Annotated in this window: 15 protein-coding genes; 6 read left to right on the top strand and 9 right to left on the bottom strand. The window is 65.0% G+C overall.

All coding sequences use genetic code 11. The features are described 5' to 3' along the window. Positions 1–11: 11 nt before the first annotated feature. From guaA to EO245_RS01190, 3 genes are all read right to left on the bottom strand, one after another. Positions 12–1,586 (bottom strand): glutamine-hydrolyzing GMP synthase, encoded by a 1,575-nt coding sequence (gene guaA / locus EO245_RS01180; protein ID WP_128891213.1) that lies wholly within the window; start codon positions 1,584–1,586, stop codon positions 12–14. A gap of 611 nt (positions 1,587–2,197) precedes the next feature. Beyond that, entirely contained in the window at positions 2,198–3,748 is a 1,551-nt protein-coding gene (locus EO245_RS01185; protein ID WP_128891214.1) for a class I adenylate-forming enzyme family protein, read from the bottom strand. Positions 3,749–3,787: 39 nt separating this feature from the next. After that, positions 3,788–4,492, bottom strand: coding sequence for a ZIP family metal transporter (locus tag EO245_RS01190; RefSeq protein WP_128891215.1), 705 nt, complete (start codon positions 4,490–4,492; stop codon positions 3,788–3,790). Between the two features lie 123 nt (positions 4,493–4,615). Between EO245_RS01190 and gyrB the strand changes: the two genes are divergently transcribed. The 5 genes from gyrB to EO245_RS01215 are packed head-to-tail and all read left to right on the top strand — an operon-like array spanning position 4,616 to position 11,174. After that, on the top strand, positions 4,616–7,141 hold the full coding sequence (gene gyrB, locus EO245_RS01195; protein ID WP_128891216.1) for a DNA topoisomerase (ATP-hydrolyzing) subunit B: 2,526 nt from the start codon (positions 4,616–4,618) through the stop codon (positions 7,139–7,141). Beyond that, positions 7,138–7,527 carry a hypothetical protein gene (locus EO245_RS01200; protein WP_128891217.1) on the top strand — a complete coding sequence of 130 codons (390 nt, stop codon included), beginning with the start codon at positions 7,138–7,140 and terminating at the stop codon, positions 7,525–7,527. Before gyrB ends, EO245_RS01200 begins: the two co-directional genes overlap by 4 nt. Before the next feature lie 30 nt (positions 7,528–7,557). Next, complete coding sequence (locus EO245_RS01205; RefSeq protein WP_128891218.1) at positions 7,558–8,628, top strand: AI-2E family transporter; 1,071 nt, start codon at positions 7,558–7,560, stop codon at positions 8,626–8,628. Then, entirely contained in the window at positions 8,628–9,383 is a 756-nt protein-coding gene (locus tag EO245_RS01210) for a M50 family metallopeptidase (protein ID WP_128891219.1), read from the top strand. The genes EO245_RS01205 and EO245_RS01210 overlap by 1 nt, the downstream gene beginning before the upstream one ends. A 42-nt stretch (positions 9,384–9,425) precedes the next feature. Further along, on the top strand, positions 9,426–11,174 hold the full coding sequence (locus EO245_RS01215; protein WP_128891220.1) for a bifunctional UDP-sugar hydrolase/5'-nucleotidase: 1,749 nt from the start codon (positions 9,426–9,428) through the stop codon (positions 11,172–11,174). 3 nt (positions 11,175–11,177) lie between these two features. Here the strand turns inward: EO245_RS01215 and EO245_RS01220 are convergent, their stop codons facing one another. From EO245_RS01220 to EO245_RS01240, 5 genes are all read right to left on the bottom strand, one after another. Beyond that, on the bottom strand, positions 11,178–11,807 hold the full coding sequence (locus EO245_RS01220; protein ID WP_128891221.1) for a hypothetical protein: 630 nt from the start codon (positions 11,805–11,807) through the stop codon (positions 11,178–11,180). Positions 11,808–11,913: 106 nt separating this feature from the next. Then, the gene (locus EO245_RS01225; RefSeq protein WP_128891222.1) at positions 11,914–12,726 is read right to left on the bottom strand and encodes a DUF1295 domain-containing protein; all 813 of its coding nucleotides are present in this window, start codon (positions 12,724–12,726) and stop codon (positions 11,914–11,916) included. Continuing rightward, a complete protein-coding gene (locus tag EO245_RS01230) occupies positions 12,723–13,361 on the bottom strand; it encodes a lysophospholipid acyltransferase family protein (RefSeq protein WP_128891223.1) in 639 nt (212 codons plus the stop codon). Before EO245_RS01230 ends, EO245_RS01225 begins: the two co-directional genes overlap by 4 nt. Positions 13,362–13,495: 134 nt before the next feature. After that, positions 13,496–14,008 carry a hypothetical protein gene (locus tag EO245_RS01235; protein ID WP_128891224.1) on the bottom strand — a complete coding sequence of 171 codons (513 nt, stop codon included), beginning with the start codon at positions 14,006–14,008 and terminating at the stop codon, positions 13,496–13,498. Between the two features lie 80 nt (positions 14,009–14,088). Next, positions 14,089–15,696: a carboxyl transferase domain-containing protein gene (locus tag EO245_RS01240; protein ID WP_128891225.1), complete on the bottom strand. Its 1,608-nt coding sequence runs from the start codon at positions 15,694–15,696 to the stop codon at positions 14,089–14,091. Between the two features lie 64 nt (positions 15,697–15,760). On the opposite strand from EO245_RS01240, the gene EO245_RS01245 reads away from it, so the two are divergent. Then, the gene (locus EO245_RS01245; RefSeq protein ID WP_128891226.1) at positions 15,761–16,519 is read left to right on the top strand and encodes a hypothetical protein; all 759 of its coding nucleotides are present in this window, start codon (positions 15,761–15,763) and stop codon (positions 16,517–16,519) included. Between the two features lie 150 nt (positions 16,520–16,669). Here the strand turns inward: EO245_RS01245 and EO245_RS01250 are convergent, their stop codons facing one another. Further along, positions 16,670–17,509, bottom strand: a complete 840-nt coding sequence (locus EO245_RS01250) for a hypothetical protein (RefSeq protein ID WP_128891227.1) — start codon at positions 17,507–17,509, stop codon at positions 16,670–16,672. Position 17,510: the final 1 nt, after the last annotated feature.

Below are 17,510 nucleotides of genomic sequence, written 5' to 3' on the forward strand. Positions count from 1 at the left end.
TGCCTCGAGCCTCACTCCCACTCGATCGTGCCCGGCGGCTTCGAGGTATAGTCGTAGACCACGCGGTTGATGCCCTGCACTTCGTTGACGATGCGCGTGGCACAGCCTGTCAGGAATGCGGCGTCGAAGGGGTAGACATCGGCGGTCATGCCGTCGGTCGAGGTCACGGCGCGAAGGCCGCAGACGCTGTCGTAGGTGCGATAATCGCCCATCACGCCTACCGTCTTGACCGGAAGCAGCACGGCGAAGGCCTGCCAGATCGCATCGTAGAGCCCGGCCTTGCGGATTTCGTCGAGATAGATCGCGTCGGCCTTGCGCAGGATGTCGCAGCGTTCCTTGGTGACCTCGCCCGGGATACGGATCGCAAGGCCTGGTCCGGGGAAGGGATGGCGGCCGACGAACATGTCGGGCAGGCCCAGCTCGCGGCCCAGTTCGCGCACCTCGTCCTTGAACAGTTCGCGCAGCGGCTCGACCAGCTGCATGTTCATGCGTTCGGGCAGGCCGCCGACATTGTGGTGGCTCTTGATCGTGACGCTCGGCCCGCCGGTAAAGCTGACGCTTTCGATGACGTCGGGATAGAGCGTGCCCTGCGCGAGGAAATCCGCGCCGCCGACCTTCTTCGCCTCGGCCTCGAACACGTCGATGAAGGTCTTGCCGATGAACTTGCGCTTGGCTTCCGGGTCGGTGACGCCGGCGAGGCCTTCCATGAACATCTCTTCGGCGTCCACCACGACCAGCGGGATGTTGTAATGGTCGCGGAACATGGTCTCGACCTGTTCGCGCTCGTTCAGGCGGAGCAGGCCGTGGTCGACGAACACGCAGGTCAGCTGGTCGCCGATCGCCTCGTGGATGAGGATCGCCGCAACCGAGCTGTCGACCCCGCCCGAGAGGCCGCAGATCACCTTGCCGTCGCCGACCTGCTCGCGGATTTCGCGCACCTTGGTTTCGCGATAGGCGGCCATGGTCCAGTCGCCTGCGAGGCCGCAGACGTGGCGCACGAAGTTGGCGATCAGCCTGCCGCCGTCGGGCGTATGGACCACTTCGGGGTGGAACTGCGTGCCGTAGAACTTGCGTTCCTCGTCGGCGATGACCGCGAAGGGCGCGCCGTCGGAGATCGCGACGATTTCGAAGCCGGGGGCGAACTTGGTCACCTTGTCGCCGTGGCTCATCCAGACCTGGTGCCGCTCGCCGACCTGCCACAGGCCGTCGAACAGCGCGCAGTCCTTGGTGACGGTGAGGTAGGCGCGGCCGAATTCACCGCCTTCGCCGGTTTCATGGCCCGGGCGGACCTCGCCGCCGAGCTGGTGGCTCATCACCTGCTGGCCGTAGCAGATGCCGAGGATCGGGATGCCCGCCTCGAACAGCATTTCCGGCGCGCGCGGGCTGCCTTCTTCGGGCACGCCAGCGGGCGAGCCCGACAGGATGATGCCCTTGGGCTTGAGACGATGGAACGCCTCCTCTGCCTGGCTGAAGGGTGCGATTTCGGAATAGACCCCCGCTTCGCGCACGCGGCGCGCGATCAGCTGGGTCACCTGGCTGCCGAAATCGACGATGAGGATGGAGTCGGGGAGAAGGCTAGCGTCCATGGCCGCGCGTTAAGCGGCGCGGCGAAAACTGGCAAGCGAGTGGAGGGGGTTTGCGCGCGGATTCCTGCCTTTCGGCAAGTTTGTTGCCGGCTCGTGCAACCTCCTTGCGGTGTTCGACGAAATGCAACCTGAAAACCGGGTCGAATTTGCGGTCCGGAGAAACAGGAGACTTATCATGCGCTTCATCCCCACGCGCCTGTTCGCCCTCGTATTTGCGGTATCCCTCAGCGGTGTTCTGCTGAGCCCGGCCATCGCCTAACCGGGGCTGAACAAGGTGTTGCGCTTTTCTCAACACACATGGATGTTTTCTCATTTGTGAAAAGTCACGCGCAAGATTATTACAGCACTCGAGCCGGCCGACAGGAACTCCTCCTCTCCCGCCTGTCCGCCGACCGATCAGGGAATTGCCCATGTGGTAATCGACCTGGCCAGTGACATACGACCCGGATTGCGACTCCCGGTCAGTCCTGGCGAAACAGCGAGGCGCGACCGCCCGGACTTTCAGTCCTCCCCCCCCAAACCGGGTGGTCGCGTCCCTCCCCCTTTCCAAGCGCCATCGCGCCGAGACCCAAGTGGTCCGGCACGGTGGCGCTTGTCGATTCCGGGATTGCCTATTCGGGCAGGCCGCGGCGTTCGGCCTCGGCGCGAAGCTCCGTCTTCAGCAGCTTGCCGATGTGGCTGCGCGGCATCTCGTCGATCGTGTGAAGCTGTGCGAGGCGCTGGGTCTTGCCGAGCCGTGCGTTCACCGCGCCGAGGATCGCGTCCGGATCGCCGCCCTCTTCCAGCCGCACGAAGCCGACCGGCGTTTCGCCCCACTTGCGGGAGGGCACGCCCACGACCGCGGCTTCCGCGACCGCATCTTCCTTTTCGAGTTCGGCTTCGAGGTCGCTCGGGAAGATGTTGAACCCGCCGGAAATGATCATGTCCTTCGCGCGGCCGACCAGCTCGACGAAGCCCTCGGCATCGACTCGCCCGATGTCGCCCATGCGCTGCCACGTCAGCCCGGTCGCCGGATCGGTCCAGTAACCCTCGCGCGTCTTGTCCGGCTGGTTCTTGTAGCCCGCCATCATCGTCTGGCTGAGGCCGACAAGGTTGCCCGGCGTGCCCGGCGGGACTTCGTTGTCCTCGTCGTCGAGCACTTTCAGCTCGCTGCCCGGCGCGGGCCGCCCGACCGTGTGCAGCTTGTCGGGAAATTCATGGCAGGCGAGCAGGCAGACCACGCCGCCTTCGGTCATCGAATAGATCTCTATCAGCCCGCCCGGCATGCGCCTCAGCACCTCGGCCTTGAGCTCGGCGGAGAAAGGCGCGGAGGTGCAGTATTTGAGCGCCAGCGAAGACAGGTCGAACTCGTCGAAGCGCGGCTCGTCCATCAGGCGCTGGTATTGCACCGGCACCAGCATGGTGATGGTGGTCTGGTCGGCTTGCGCGAATTCGAGCCAGCGCAGCACATCGAACTTGCCCATCACGCGCACCGTACCGCCCGCCAGCAGCGGCGGCAGGAATGCGACCATGGTGGTGTTCGAATAGAGCGGCGTCGAGGCGAGCGAGCGCACCGGCAGGCCCGCTTCGAGATAGGACAGCGCGGTCGCGGCGAACTGGCGCCAGCGCATCTGGTGCGAATGCACGATGCCCTTGGGAATGCCGGTCGTCCCGCTCGAATAGATGATGTTGAAATGGTCCTTCGGGGAGGGCTCGAACGGCGGCGCCCTGGTGCCTTCGGGCGCCATCCAGTCCGACAGCTCCTCCAGCTTCACATGGTCGAGCGAGGGGAGGAAATCCTCGCCCAGCTCGGCCCGCTTGGCGGCATCGATGAAGATGTGCCGCGCGCCCGAATCGCGCGCCATGCCTTCCAGCTGCTCGCGGCTCGCGCTGGTCGTCAGCGGCGCGGCAACGCCGCCTGCGCGGACGGCGGCAAGGAAAACGAGTGCATATTCGATCGAGGAATAGCCGAGGATCGCGACCGACTGGCCTTTCTCCAGCCCCGTCTCGACCAGCCGGGCCGCGGTCCGCTCGATCCGGTCGTCGAGCTGCGCCCAGGTCAGCTCGCCCCGCTCGTCGCGCAGCGCGGGCTTGTCGGGCTGCTGGGCTGCCCATCTCGACAGGATGGCGGAGTAGTTGCCGAACGGTTCGGCAAGGAGGGCTTTGGGATCGAATGTGCTCATGGCGCACAGTTCTATGGCAAAGAACCGGCTTGTCGAGCCTCAACCGCCAGCAAGCGATCCGAGGCCGAAGGCGAGGATCACGCCGAGCGATGTCGCAATACCTGCAAGGTGGCTGTCCTCCCGATAGGCCTTGGGGAACACTTCGGTCGCAAGGCTCGCGACGACGGCACCGGCAGCGAAGCAGCGGATGATGGCTAGCCAGTGCTCGTTCACCGTGTCGAGCGCGATGTTGCCCACGATCGCCGCGGCCGACAGCAACAGCGCGGTCAGGGCCCACAGGCCCATGACCTTCGCCTTCGACCGGTCGTTCTTCACCATTTCGCGCGCACCGCCCGCAGCCTCGGGCAGGTTCGACAGGAGTATCGAGCCGGCAAGCGCCGCGGTTTCCATCGGCCCTGCGCCAATCAGCGCGACACCCAGCGCGAGGTTCTCCGGAATACCGTCGAGCGTGATCGCGGCAAGCAGCCCGCCGCCCGATTCCCCGCCCCATTTCTCGTCGATCAGGTAATCGACGCCGGTGAAGGTAATCGCGCCGAGAGCTACGCCGATCATCGCGGTGGCGACCGAGCTTTTCTCGATCGAAGGCTCGATCAGTTCGCTCACGACGGAAAGCAGGAGCGCACCCCCCGCAAGCGCAATCAGGAAGCCCTCGACGCGGTTGCCGAGCGAGCCGAACGCACCCCAGGCTGCGCCGAGGATGAGCGCGCCGGACACCACCGCCACCACGATCAGGGTCATCGTCATGGCAGGGCAACGCGCGAGGCTCGCAATCGGTTGCAGCAAGGGCGTGCGGGGCATCGTGGAAAAACCCTGCACAAAGCGGCCTGAAAGCTTGGGAATCACCCCTCCCGCGCCTATATAATCGGCATGAGCGAAAACACTTCCGACACGCCTGAAAACGCACCCGAAACCGCCAAGCTGAAGGGCGAATACGGCGCCGATTCCATCAAGGTTCTCAAGGGCCTGGACGCGGTGCGTAAGCGCCCGGGCATGTATATCGGCGATACCGACGACGGTTCGGGCCTGCACCACATGGTTTTCGAGGTGTCGGACAATGCGATCGACGAAGCGCTCGCAGGCCACTGCGACCTCGTTCTGATCGAGCTGAACGCCGACGGATCGGTCAGCGTCGAAGACAATGGCCGCGGCATCCCGGTCGACATGCACAAGGAAGAAGGCGTGTCGGCGGCAGAGGTCATCATGACCCAGCTGCACGCGGGCGGTAAGTTCGAAAACACCTCCGACGACAACGCCTACAAGGTGTCGGGCGGCCTGCACGGCGTCGGCGTTTCGGTCGTGAACGCGCTGTCGGAATGGCTCGAACTGGTGATCTGGCGCGACGGCAAGGAACACTGGATGCGTTTCGAGCACGGCGATGCCGTGAATAGCCTCGAAGTGAGGGGCGATGCCCCTCCGGTCGCCTCCAACGGCGACGACAACGGCCTCAAGAAGGGCACGCGCGTCACCTTCCTGCCTTCGACCGACACGTTCAAGAACGTCACCGAATTCGATTTCGAGAAGCTGGAACACCGCTACCGCGAGCTCGCCTTCCTCAATTCCGGCGTGCGCATCCTGCTGCGCGACAAGCGGCACGAGGAAGTGGCCGAGCACGACCTGTTCTACGAAGGCGGCATCGCGGCTTTCGTCAAATGGCTCGACCGGAACAAGCAGCCGCTGATCGCCGAACCGATTGCCGTGTCCGCCGACAAGGACGGCATCGGGATCGACGTCGCGCTGCAGTGGAACGACAGCTATTACGAAAACGTCCTGACCTTCACCAACAACATCCCGCAGCGCGACGGCGGCACGCACCTGGCCGCTTTCCGCGCCGCTCTGACGCGTACGCTGAACAACTATGCGAACGCAGCTGGCCTGCTGAAGAAGGAAAAGGTCAGCCTGTCGGGCGAGGACATGCGCGAGGGCCTGACCGCCATCGTGTCGGTCAAGCTGCCCGATCCCAAGTTCTCCTCGCAGACGAAGGACAAGCTGGTCAGCTCCGAAGTGCGCCAGCCGCTCGAAAGCCTGATGGGCGAGAAGATGACCGAATGGCTGGAGGAAAACCCGGCCGATGCGAAGGCGATCATCCAGAAGATCATCGACGCCGCCGCCGCGCGCGAAGCGGCCCGCCGTGCGCGCGAAATGAGCCGCAAGGGCGCGATGAGCGTCGCCTCGCTGCCCGGCAAGCTCGCCGATTGCCAGGAACGCGATCCGGCCAAGTCCGAACTTTTCCTGGTCGAGGGTGATTCCGCAGGTGGTTCGGCCAAGCAGGGCCGCGACCGCAAGACGCAGGCGATCCTGCCGCTCAAGGGCAAGATCCTCAATGTCGAGCGTGCGCGCTTCGACCGGATCATTTCCTCGAAGGAAGTCGGCACGCTGATCCAGGCGATGGGCACTGGCCTGCGCGACGAGTTCAATCTCGACAAGCTGCGCTATCACAAGATCGTCATCATGACCGACGCCGACGTCGACGGCGCGCATATCCGCACGCTGCTGCTCACCTTCTTTCATCGCCAGATGCCGGAGATCGTGAAGGCAGGGCACCTCTTCATCGCGCAGCCGCCGCTCTACAAGGTCGCGAAGGGCCGCAGCGAGGTCTACCTCAAGGACCAGGCCGCGCTCGACCGCTATCTCGTCGATGCCGGGCTTTCGGGCCGCGTCCTCGAAACCGCCGGCGGCGCCCGCTCGGGCGAGGATCTGCGCGCGCTGGTCGAACACGCGCTGCGCCTGCGCAACCTGCTCGGCTTCGTGCCGCGCAAGTACAATTACGAGATCATCGAGCAGATGGCACTGTCCGGCGCGCTCGACCCCGAACTCGATGCGACCACGCGCGAACAGGCGCTGGCCTTCACCGCGCAGCGTCTCGGCCTGACCGACGAGGAAGCGCGCTGGTCCGCGCAGCTGCGCGAAGACGGCTCGGTCCGCTTCGACCGGCTGTGGCGCGGTGTGACCGACGTTTACGAGATCGAGGCCGCCTTCCTCGTGAGCGCCGAGGCGCGCAAGCTCCACCGCCTCGCCTCGGAAAAAGCCGAAGCCTATGCCCAGCGCTCGCAGCTCGTGCGCGCCGGCAGCGAGGGCGCGGAGGAAGACGGCGAGGACGAGGTTGTCATCACTTCGGGCGACGCGATCACGCGCCCGACCGAACTGCTCGACGCGGTCCTCGCCGCAGGGCGCAAGGGTCTCTCGATCCAGCGCTACAAAGGTCTTGGCGAGATGAACGCCGAGCAGCTGTGGGAGACCACGCTCGATCCCGAAAACCGCGCGCTGTTGCAGGTGAAGGTCGAGGATGCCGACGTGACCGACGAGATCTTCACCCGCCTGATGGGCGACGTGGTCGAACCGCGCCGCGAATTCATCCAGGATAACGCGCTCAACGTCGCGAACCTCGACGTGTGATCGCGGGGCTGGCCCTCGCGGTCTGCCTGCTCGCGGCCGGCTGGCTGTTTCTCGTCGGGCTCTATGCCCTGCTGTTTCCCGAAAAGGCCCGCGCGGCACTTGCCGCGATGGGCAGCAACTGGCGCATCCAGCTGGGCGAGCACATCCCGCGCGCGATCGTCGGCCTCGCGATGGTGCTGCACGCGCCTTACAGCAAGCTGCCCGACCTGTTCGGCATTGCCGGGTGGTTCATTGTCGCAAGCTCTCTCGTCATCCTCGCGCTGCCGATGCGCTGGCACAACGCCTATGCCCGCTGGTGGGCCGAGCGGATTCCGACGAAGGCATTGCGCTTCCTGTCGATAGCGGCGTTTCTTTTGGCCGGCGCGATGGCTTATATCACGCTGTAATCATTCGATCCGCGGGAAGGGGCGCAAGTCATGGTTGAGACGAAAACGGGCCAGTCGATCGAGCGCGGCGGCTTCCTGCTGTTCCTCGCGCTCGTCTCCATTGCCCTGCTGATCGTGGTGCTGCCGTTCTTCAAGCCGATCCTGTGGGCGGCGCTCGCGGCGATCATGTTCCAGCCGCTCTACCAGTGGTTCCTCGCCAAGCGCCCCGGGCGCGAGAACCAGGCGGCGATCGCGACCCTGCTGGTCATCACCGTCGCGGTTATCCTGCCCGCCTTCTTCATCGGCAGCGCTGTGATCGAGGAAGCGGCGGGGCTCGTCCTCGCTTTCCAGCAGGGACGGATCGACGTGGCGGACTGGTTCACCCAGGTCTTCGCCGCGCTGCCCTCGAACATCCAGGCCTCGCTCGACGAATCCGGCTTCGGCGATTTCGGGGACCTGCAGCAGCGCGCGCAGGAATTCGCGCAGCAGTCGCTCGGGCTGATCGCCCAGCAGGCGGTTGCGCTCGGCGGGAGCGTGTTCGGCTTCGTGCTCGCCTTCGGTATCGGTCTCTATACCGCCTATTTCCTGCTGCGGGACGGCAAGACGATCGGTAATTCGATCCTCCATGCGCTGCCGTTCGAACGCTCGATCGCCAACCGGCTGGCCGAGCGGTTCCTCGGCATCGTGCGTGCAACGATCAAGGGATCGGTCGTGGTCGGCCTCGTGCAGGGCGCGCTCGGCACGATCACCTTCATGATCGTCGGCATTCCTTCCGCGCTGCTGCTCGGCGTGCTGATGGCGATCGCATCGCTGCTCCCGGCACTCGGCCCCGCGCTGATCTGGGTCCCGGCGGCGATCTACCTGCTCGCGGCCGGATATGTCTGGCAGGGCATCGTCGTGATCGTATCGGGCGTTGCGGTGATCGGCATGGCGGACAATCTCCTGCGTCCGATCCTCGTCGGCCGCGACACGGGTATCCCGGACTGGATGATCCTGCTCACGACGCTTGGCGGTATCGCCCTGCTCGGCCTGTCGGGCATCGTCGTCGGTCCGCTGGTCGCAGGCCTGTTCCTTGCCAGCTGGTCGATCATGCGCGAGCAGCGCGACGCGGGCACGGCCTGATGGCGCGCGGCTGGATCAGGCCCGGTTCGCAGGAAGAGGAAGTCGGCAGGCTGGTGATTGCGGGCGCCGTCGTGGTGCTCGTCCCCGGGCTGCCCTTCGGCAACTGGCTGATCTATCCCTTCGTGATCCTGACGACATGGTTCCACGAGATGGGCCACGGCCTCACCGCGCTCCTCATGGGCTACGATTTCGAGCGGCTGGTGCTGCTGGCGGATGGTTCGGGCTTTGCGCAGTCGAGCTATCGCGGCCAAGCCTCGGCATGGAGCCGCGCGCTGATCAGCGCGGGCGGACCGCTGGGGCCGAGCATCGTGGGCTCGCTGCTGATCCTCGCCAGTTCGCGGCGCAAATACTGGCGGCCGACGCTGTTCACGCTCGCCGGGGTCATGGCGATCTCGACGCTGATCTGGGTGCGCAGCCCGGTCGGCTTCATCGTCCTGCCCGCGCTCGCGGCAGGCATCGTCCTGCTGGCACTGAAAGCGAGCGACGCCTTCGTGCGCTTCGGCCTGCAATTCCTCGGCGTGCTCGCAGCGCTCAGCATGTTCCGCGACTGGGATTACCTGTTTTCCGAAAGCGCGACGATCGGCGGGCAGGTGCTGCTGTCCGACACCGGCGCGATCGAGGAAGCGCTGTTCCTGCCGCACTGGGTCTGGGCGATCCTCATCATCCTCGCATCCGGCCTGATGATCGGTGCGAGCCTGAAATATGCGCTCGCCCACAAGCCGACCAACGCGCGCTGGCCGAGAAGCGTGCGCTAAGCGTCTTTATTTTGCCACCGAGACAGGGCAGTGGGCTGGCCCATGCTGAGAAAACTCGTCGCACCCGCCCTTGCTCCACTCGGCGCGCTCGCCCTTTCGGCCTGCGCCGCCAGCCCCTCGGTCAATTCGGCGAGCGAAGCCGCCCCCGGCCCGGTCCCGGTGCGCATCGTCGGCCTCAACGACTTCCACGGCAATCTCGAGCCGATCCGCCGCCCGCTGCGCTTTACCGAAACCGACGGGAGCGAGGCCGAACTGCATGTCGCAGGTGCCGCCTATCTCGCCAGCGCCGTCGCCGAAACGCGCGCCAAGAACGAGCATTCGCTGGTCATCGCGGCAGGCGACCTCATCGGCGGCAGCCCGCTCATCTCCTCTATCTTCCTCGACGAGCCTGCAATCGGCGCGATGAACCGCCTCGGGCTCGACTTCAACGCGGTCGGCAACCATGAATTCGACCGCGGCTGGCAGGAACTCAAGCGCATCCAGGACGGCGGGTGCGAAATCTACACCATGCGCACCCCTTGCGCGGTCGAGCAGTACGAGGGCGCCAACTTCGCCTTCCTCGCCGCGAACGTCATCCAACCCGACGGGGAAACGCTGTTCCCGGCCTATGGCCTGCGGACTTTCGGCGAGGGTGCGGGCGAGGTGTCGGTAGGGGTCATCGGCCTCACGCTCAAGGAAACGCCCACGCTGGTTACGCCGAGCGGGGTTGCAGGCCTGACCTTCGCCGACGAAGCGGCCAGCATCAACCGCGCGGTCGAGCAGCTCGCGGGCGAGGGTGCGGACGCGATCATCGTCTCGATCCACCAAGGCCTCTACACAGAGGTCGGCTATAACGACAAAAGCTGCGGGGGCGTGGCCGGTCCGCTGATCGATATCCTCAAGCAGGTCGATCCGCGTGTCGATCTCGTCATTTCGGGCCATACGCACCGCGCCTATGTCTGCGACTTTACGGATATCGATGCAGAGCGCCGCTTCTGGGTGACGAGCGCCGGCTACGGCGGCTCGCTGCTGACCGACATCCTGCTCGAAGTCGATCCGGTCGCCGGCGATGCGCGCGTGGTCGAGGCCAACAACATCGTCGTCCAGTCGGTCGGTCCCGATGGCGAGGCGCAGGCCGATACCGGCTATCGCCAATGGGCCGCCGATCCGGAAATCGCATCCTATGTCGCGCGCTATGCCGATGCCTCGCGCGCGGCGTCCGAGCGCGCCGTCGGGCGCATTTCCGGCCCCGCACCCGATCCCGGCCCCTCGACCGAGGAGACCCAGCTCGGCAACCTCATCGCCGATGCGCAGCTCTTCGCGACCCGCGATGCGGGCGCGCAGATCGCCTTCATGAACAATTCGGGCATTCGCACCGCGCTCACCCCGGCAGCGGACGGCACGGTCAGCTACGGCGCGATCTACGCGGTCCAGCCCTTCGGCAATACGCTGGTGACCAAGACCTTCACCGGCGCGCAATTGATCGCGCTGCTCGAACAGCAGTTCGACGATGAGGGCTTCGTGCAGACTTTCAGCGCGTCGGAAGGCTTTGCCATGACTTACGACCTGAGCCGCCCGGTCGGCTCGCGGCTCGTGTCGGCGACGCTCGATGGCGCGCCGATCGATCGGGCGGCAAGCTACCGCGTAACGATGAACAGCTTCCTCGCCGCAGGGGGCGACAGCTTCACCGTGTTCGAGGAAGGGACCGAGGTCACCGTCGGTGCGGTCGATCTCGACGCGATGGAAGCCTACTTGCGGGCAGTCGACATTCGCGAACTGCCCTCGCTCGGCCGCGTCACGCGGGTGGAATAGGGGTCAGGACGCGGCGCGCAGGCCCGCGACGGGCTTTGCCCCGCGGTCGCCGCCGAGCAGGCCGGCGAAGATCGTGTCGATGATCGCGGCGAGCTTGTCTTCGTGCAGGCGCTCCGAAATCATCACCATCATCTGCGGCGAGGTGTAGCAGACCACCATCTGGTTGATCAGCGTGAGCGCCTGGTTGACCGACAGGTCGGCGAAGAAGCCTTCGTCCTGCGCCTGCGCGATCAGTTCGGACAGGTAATGGTCGGCAAGGTCGATATAGCCGCGCACCTGCTCGAAACGCTCCGAGCCCATCTCGCAATAGATCGCGTAGAGCGCCGGATCCGCATCGTGGCGCGACCGGCTGAGCTTGTAGCGGCGGCAGAAGAATTCGTAGAACTTGCGGCGGATCGGAAGGTCGGAGGCGACGACTTCTTCCATGATCGCGATTTCGTCGGCGTACCACAGCTCGACGATGGCATCGAACAGCTCGCTTTCCTCGGGGAAGATCTCGTCGACGCGCGCACGCGAAATGCGCGTTTCGGCAACGAGGTCGGCCTTGGTGATGGCAGCACCGTCCCGCGCGATGAGGTCCATCGCGAGTTCAGTCAGTTCAAGCTTGCGCGCGTCCCTCTCGGCCGCCGTCATGCCGCGCTCCCTCTTTGCCGCATTGCAACAATCTAGGGATTAACCGCGCCCGCGAAAAGGGGCGCAGCGACGAGAGCACGAAAATTCCCGTCAGAATGCGAAGGGTTTAGCCCTTCGACTTGGGCGGCCAGGGGAAGAAGGCGGAGGTCCGCTCGATGTAATCGGCATATTTGTCGCCGCGCTTCTTCTTCATACCCGCTTCGAGCAGCGCCGCGCCCGACCACTTGGTCAGGGTGAAGGTGAGGAAGATCGGGCCGATCACGGTGTAGAGCGCCCATTCCCAGCCGACCGATGCAGTGACCAGCCAGATACCCCACCACGCGCAGGCGTCGCCAAAATAATTCGGGTGCCGCGTGTAGCGCCACAGGCCGGTGTCGAGGATTTCGCCCTCGTTCGACGGGTCCTTCTTGAAGCGGGAAAGCTGCCAGTCGCCGACCCATTCGAAGAAGATGCCGACGAGGTAGAGCGCAACGCCCGCATAGGCGAGCAGCGACAAATCGTCCCGCTCGCCCGCCGCGATGATGCCGACCTGCGCCGGGCTGGAGACCGTGAAGAGCAGGAATGCCTGGCCGAGCCAGATCTTGAACAGGGCCGACAGGGCGAAAGCCACCCGCCCCTTCTCGCGCGCCTTGCGCATCATGCGCCGGTAGCGCTGGTCCTCGCCTTCCTTGCGCCAGCGCAGAAACAGGTAGCCGCCGAGCCGGAAGCCCCATGCCGCCGCCATGACCATGATCAGCGTCGCAAGCAGCCCCTCGTGCGAACCGGGCCCGTGCAGCCAACTCGCCACCGCGAGGATTCCCATGCCTGCGCCCCAGAAACTGTCGATGAAGGACACGTCGTCGATGATCACCGAGATCGCCCACAGGACGAGCACGATGCCGAGCAGGATGGCCACATTGATCAAGAGCAGGTCGATCATTTCGTTTCCCCTTCCGCGATGATCCTCAGCGCCTGAGCCTCGAGCACCTTGTAGCGTTCGTAGTCAGGCAATTTCGAGCGCATGAATTTGGCGATCTTGAGCAGGTCCTCGCCGTAATTGCCGGTCGGATAAACCGGCGGGCCGAAGCCGAGCACGTTGCGCTCGTTGCACACCCATGCCGGCACGACCGGCACATTGGCCGCCTGCGCGATATGGTAGAACCCCGATTTCCACTCGCCGTTCGAGCTGCGTGTTCCCTCGGCCGCGACGACCAGCGCGAGATGGTCGCGCCGCTCGAATTCGGCAGCGACCTGCTCGACGTAATTGGCGCGCTTGGTCCGGTCGATCGGGATGCCGCCCATGTCGAACATGAAATTGCGCATCATGCCCTGGAACAGCGTGTGTTTGCCCATGAAGTTCGGCTCGACCCCTTCCTCGGCAGTTGCGCCGATGAAGAAGACGAAATCCCAGTTCGAGGTATGGGGAGCGCCGGCGATGACGAATTTCTCGATATCGGGCAGCCGCCCGTCGAGCTTCCAGCCTTTCCAGCGATATAGCGCCATGATGATCCGTCGCACGATGCGCGACAGGATCGACCTCTTGCGATGAGGCTTGCGATCCGAAGTCCCGGACATGTTCTCTCCCTGCCTTTGCCCTAGCAGTTACGCAGGGGAAAGCGAGAGGGTTTCGCATCGCAAAGCGCCCGCCGGCGCGGTGGGCGCAAGCGGGCGCAGGGCCGGTCGGGGGAGCCGGCCAAGCTGTGGCCGGGTCAGTCCGACAGGTCCGTCGGTGCGACCGGGCTGCCGATTTCCGGCTCGCGCGTGAAGGGCGCATCGTCGTCGCGGGCATAGCGTTCGCCCGACGCGACGATGGGCGTATCAACCGTGATGTTCTCCGGCAGGCGATAGAAGGCGCCGTTGCGATAGGCGAAATAGGCCGGGCCGCCGTAATAGTCGGCAAAGGACAGGCGGTAGCCATCGTCGGCGATCGTGTAGGTGCCGGTCCGCTCGGTCCCGTCCTCGCCGGTGTAGCGATAGGTGTTGTTCGAGGAATCGAGCGAGACCGAACGCTTGGTCCCGTCCGCCGCGGTGAAGCTGTAGGTGCCGGAGTAGTCCCCGGCCTCTGCGATGGCGGTCGCTTCACCGCCTTCGTCGGCATCGGCCGGCTGGGTGGCGGTCATGTCGTCCGTTACGGCGACGTCGGTCGTGTCCTCGGCGGTTTCGCCGCAGGCCGCCAGCAGGGCGAGCGGGGCGGCAGAAGCAATCAGGATCAGTTTACGCATCGGAAATGTCTCCTTTGATGGGAGCACAACCGACGATGCGCGAATAGTTTCCTGATTAGCTTGGCGAAATTGCGTCCGGCTTACATCCTGAAAACGCCGAAGCGCGGATTCTCCGGTACCGGAGCCTCCATCGTCGCGGCGAAGGCAAGGCCGAGTACGTCGCGGGTCTGGACCGGGTCGATCACGCCGTCGTCCCACAGGCGGGCGGTGGCGTAATAGGGATTGCCCTCGTCTTCGTATTTCTGGCGGATCGGGGCCTTGAAGGCCTCGGCCTCTTCCTCGCTCCAGCTGTCGGCATCGCGGTGGACCGTGGCGAGGACGCTTGCCGCCTGCTCGCCGCCCATCACCGAGATGCGGGCGTTGGGCCAGGTGAAGAGGAAGCGCGGCTGGTAGGCGCGGCCGCACATGCCGTAATTGCCCGCGCCGAAGCTGCCGCCGATGACGACGGTCACCTTCGGCACGCTGGCGGTGGCGACCGCAGTGACGAGCTTCGCGCCATGCTTGGCGATGCCTTCTGCCTCGTATTTCCCGCCGACCATGAAGCCGGAGATATTCTGCAGGAACAGCAGCGGGATGCGCCGCTGGCAGGCGAGCTCGATGAAATGCGCGCCCTTCTGCGCGCTTTCGGAAAACAGCACGCCGTTGTTGGCGAGGATCGCCACGGGCATGCCCCAGATATGCGCAAAGCCGCACACCAGCGTCGAGCCGAAGTGCTGCTTGAACTCGTGGAACTCGCTGCCGTCGACGAGGCGGGCGATCACTTCCTTCACGTCGTAGGGCGCGCGCACGTCGTCCGGGACCAGCGCGTAAAGATCGTCCGCGTCGAATTTCGGCGGGCGCGGATCGCGCAGTTCGATGCTCTTCGCCTCGGCATAATTGTCGCCGAGATGGCTGACGATATCGCGCACGATGGTCAGCGCATGCTCGTCGTTCTCCGCGAGGTGATCGACCACGCCAGATTTCTTCGCATGGAGATCACCGCCGCCAAGGTCCTCGGCGCTGATTTCCTCTCCGGTAGCGGCCTTCACCAGCGGCGGTCCGGCGAGGAAAATCGTGCCCTGGTTGCGCACGATCACCGTCTCGTCGGACATGGCGGGAACGTATGCCCCGCCCGCGGTGCAGCTGCCCATGACGCAGGCGATCTGCGGGATCCCAAGCGCGCTCATGTTTGCCTGGTTGAAGAAGATGCGCCCGAAGTGATCGCGGTCGGGGAAGACTTCCGCCTGGTGCGGCAGGTTCGCGCCGCCGCTGTCGACGAGATAGATGCACGGCAGGCGGTTCTCCTGCGCGATTTCCTGTGCGCGCAGGTGCTTCTTGACCGTCATCGGGTAGTAGGTGCCGCCCTTCACCGTGGCATCGTTGCACACGATCATCACCTGCCGACCCGAGACGCGGCCGATCCCGGCGATCATGCCTGCCGCATTGATCTCGTCGCCATAGAGGCCGTTGGCGGCAAGCTGGCCGATCTCGAGGAAGGGCGAACCCGGATCGAGCAACCGCTCGACACGCTCGCGCGGAAGGAGCTTGCCGCGAGAGGTATGCCGCTCGCGGCTGCGTTCCGGCCCGCCGAGCGAGGCTTCGGCGACCTTGGCGCGCAGTTCCTCGGCCAGCGCCTTGTTATGCGCGAAACGCGCCTTGGCATCGGGCGCCTCGCGGTCGAGCGACGATGTGAGAACGGGTGCAGTCATGAATACTCCTTGCCAGCGCCCTAACGCCGTTGCATCACCGCGCCAAGTTTGGAGGTCGTAGTCCATGAAATTGCCGAGGATTTATCTCGCCGCCGCTGCGGCGCTGGTCGCCTTGCCGAGTGCGGCGCAGGCGGATGTCGCCGCGCGCTACGAAACCGTCGACGACAAGGCAGTGATCGACATGGAAATGACCATCGAGGCAGACGAGAATGACAACGTCCGTTTCCAAATGGCGCGAACGGGCGGCTACTTCCTCCTGCGCGATGGAGAGATGTACCAGGTCCAGAAGACCGTCGAGGGCTACGAGGTTGTTCGCACGCGCGACGCCCTGCTCGTCCAGCAGGAAGCCATGGCGAAGCTCGGCTGGAAAATACCCGATATGGTGAACGCGCCCGAACTGGCTGCGCCGCGGTTGGAGCCGATGGAGGAAGAAACCGTCGGCGGGCGGGTCGGCACGGGCTACGGCATGGTCGGTCAGGGAATGGACGGACCGATCTACGCATCCCTCGTCGTCAGCACCGACCCTGAGCTCGCGCCGATCGGCAGTGCGATGGCGAGCGCCAATGAAAACATGCTCAAGGGCATGGGCGAGATGGGGAGCATGCTTGGCATGGTCGGCGAAGACATGCTGGCCCTTATGAAACAGGGCGCGCCGCTGCGAATGCTGTCGGTCGAACTGACCGATGTGTCGTTCGACCCGATCCCCCAAGCGCGCTTCGAATTGCCTGCCGAACCGATGACGCTCGAACAGTTGCGGGCCGCGCTCGACGTCACGGTCGACGCACCGCCGACCCTGCCTGCACGGGATAGAACGGGGAAATGAAATTCCGCTGGCCCCTTGCCATTTGCCTGCTCCTTGCCGGAGGTATCGCCATGCCCGCCCATGCAGACACCTCCGCGCTCTACGAGGTGCAGACGGACGACGAGTTCGAGCAGGCGCCCGCCTTCGACCGACAGCCGAAAGGCTGACCGCTCAGGCCGGCTCGTCAGCCTCGCTGCGCAGGTCCTCGGGCACTTCGGTCCCTTCGAGCCAGCGACCTTTCATCCAGTATTTTGCAGCAGCGTGCGTTTTCGCGGCATAGTCGGGCGTGTCGAGACCGATCAGGGGCAAGTCCCACTTGGCGGCCATGTCGGCGATGCCTTCATCGTCGATCGGCCTGCCGTCCTTGACGAGATGCCGGGCGAATTCGAGTTCCTGCCCCCAGAAATAGACCATGTCCGCGCCGACATTGTCCTGCATGTCGCGCACTTCCTCGGGCCGTTCCCAGCTGACCATGTCGAGCCAGATATCGGGCATCAGCAGGTCGACATGGCTGTCCGGCTTCCATTCGAGCGCATCGCCTTCGACGATCTCGATCTTCTCGCCGACGCCGCCCGGCAGGCGGGCGAACAGGTCGAGCCGGCGGTGCATCGCCAGCACCTCGTCGTCCATTTCGACGATGGTGACTTTCTCGACTTCGGGACGCATGGCGCTCATCGCGGCAGACCAGCCCATGCCGAGACCGAAGACCGCGACATGGCCGCGCGCCAGTTCGACGCCGATCTGCTGGCTTTCGGTTTCCATCGGGCTGACCGACATCCACACGTCCTGCCGCCGCATGAGGACCGGCATGCCGAGCACCTGCTGCAGCCCGCTCCAGTATCCCGCACAGACGGAAATCGGCACGATGCGGAGCGCCCAAGCGCCCGACATCATCGGCGTGTAATAGTCGCGCAGTGGGTCGTCCGGCATGCGCGGAAGGCTGTCGAGATCGACTTGGGAAAGGTCGGGAATGCCGCTCCGGGGCGAAGGCTTGCCGCCGATCTGGTCCATG

The sequence above is a fragment of the Erythrobacter sp. HKB08 genome (genome assembly GCF_004114695.1).
GTDB lineage: Bacteria > Pseudomonadota > Alphaproteobacteria > Sphingomonadales > Sphingomonadaceae > Parerythrobacter_A.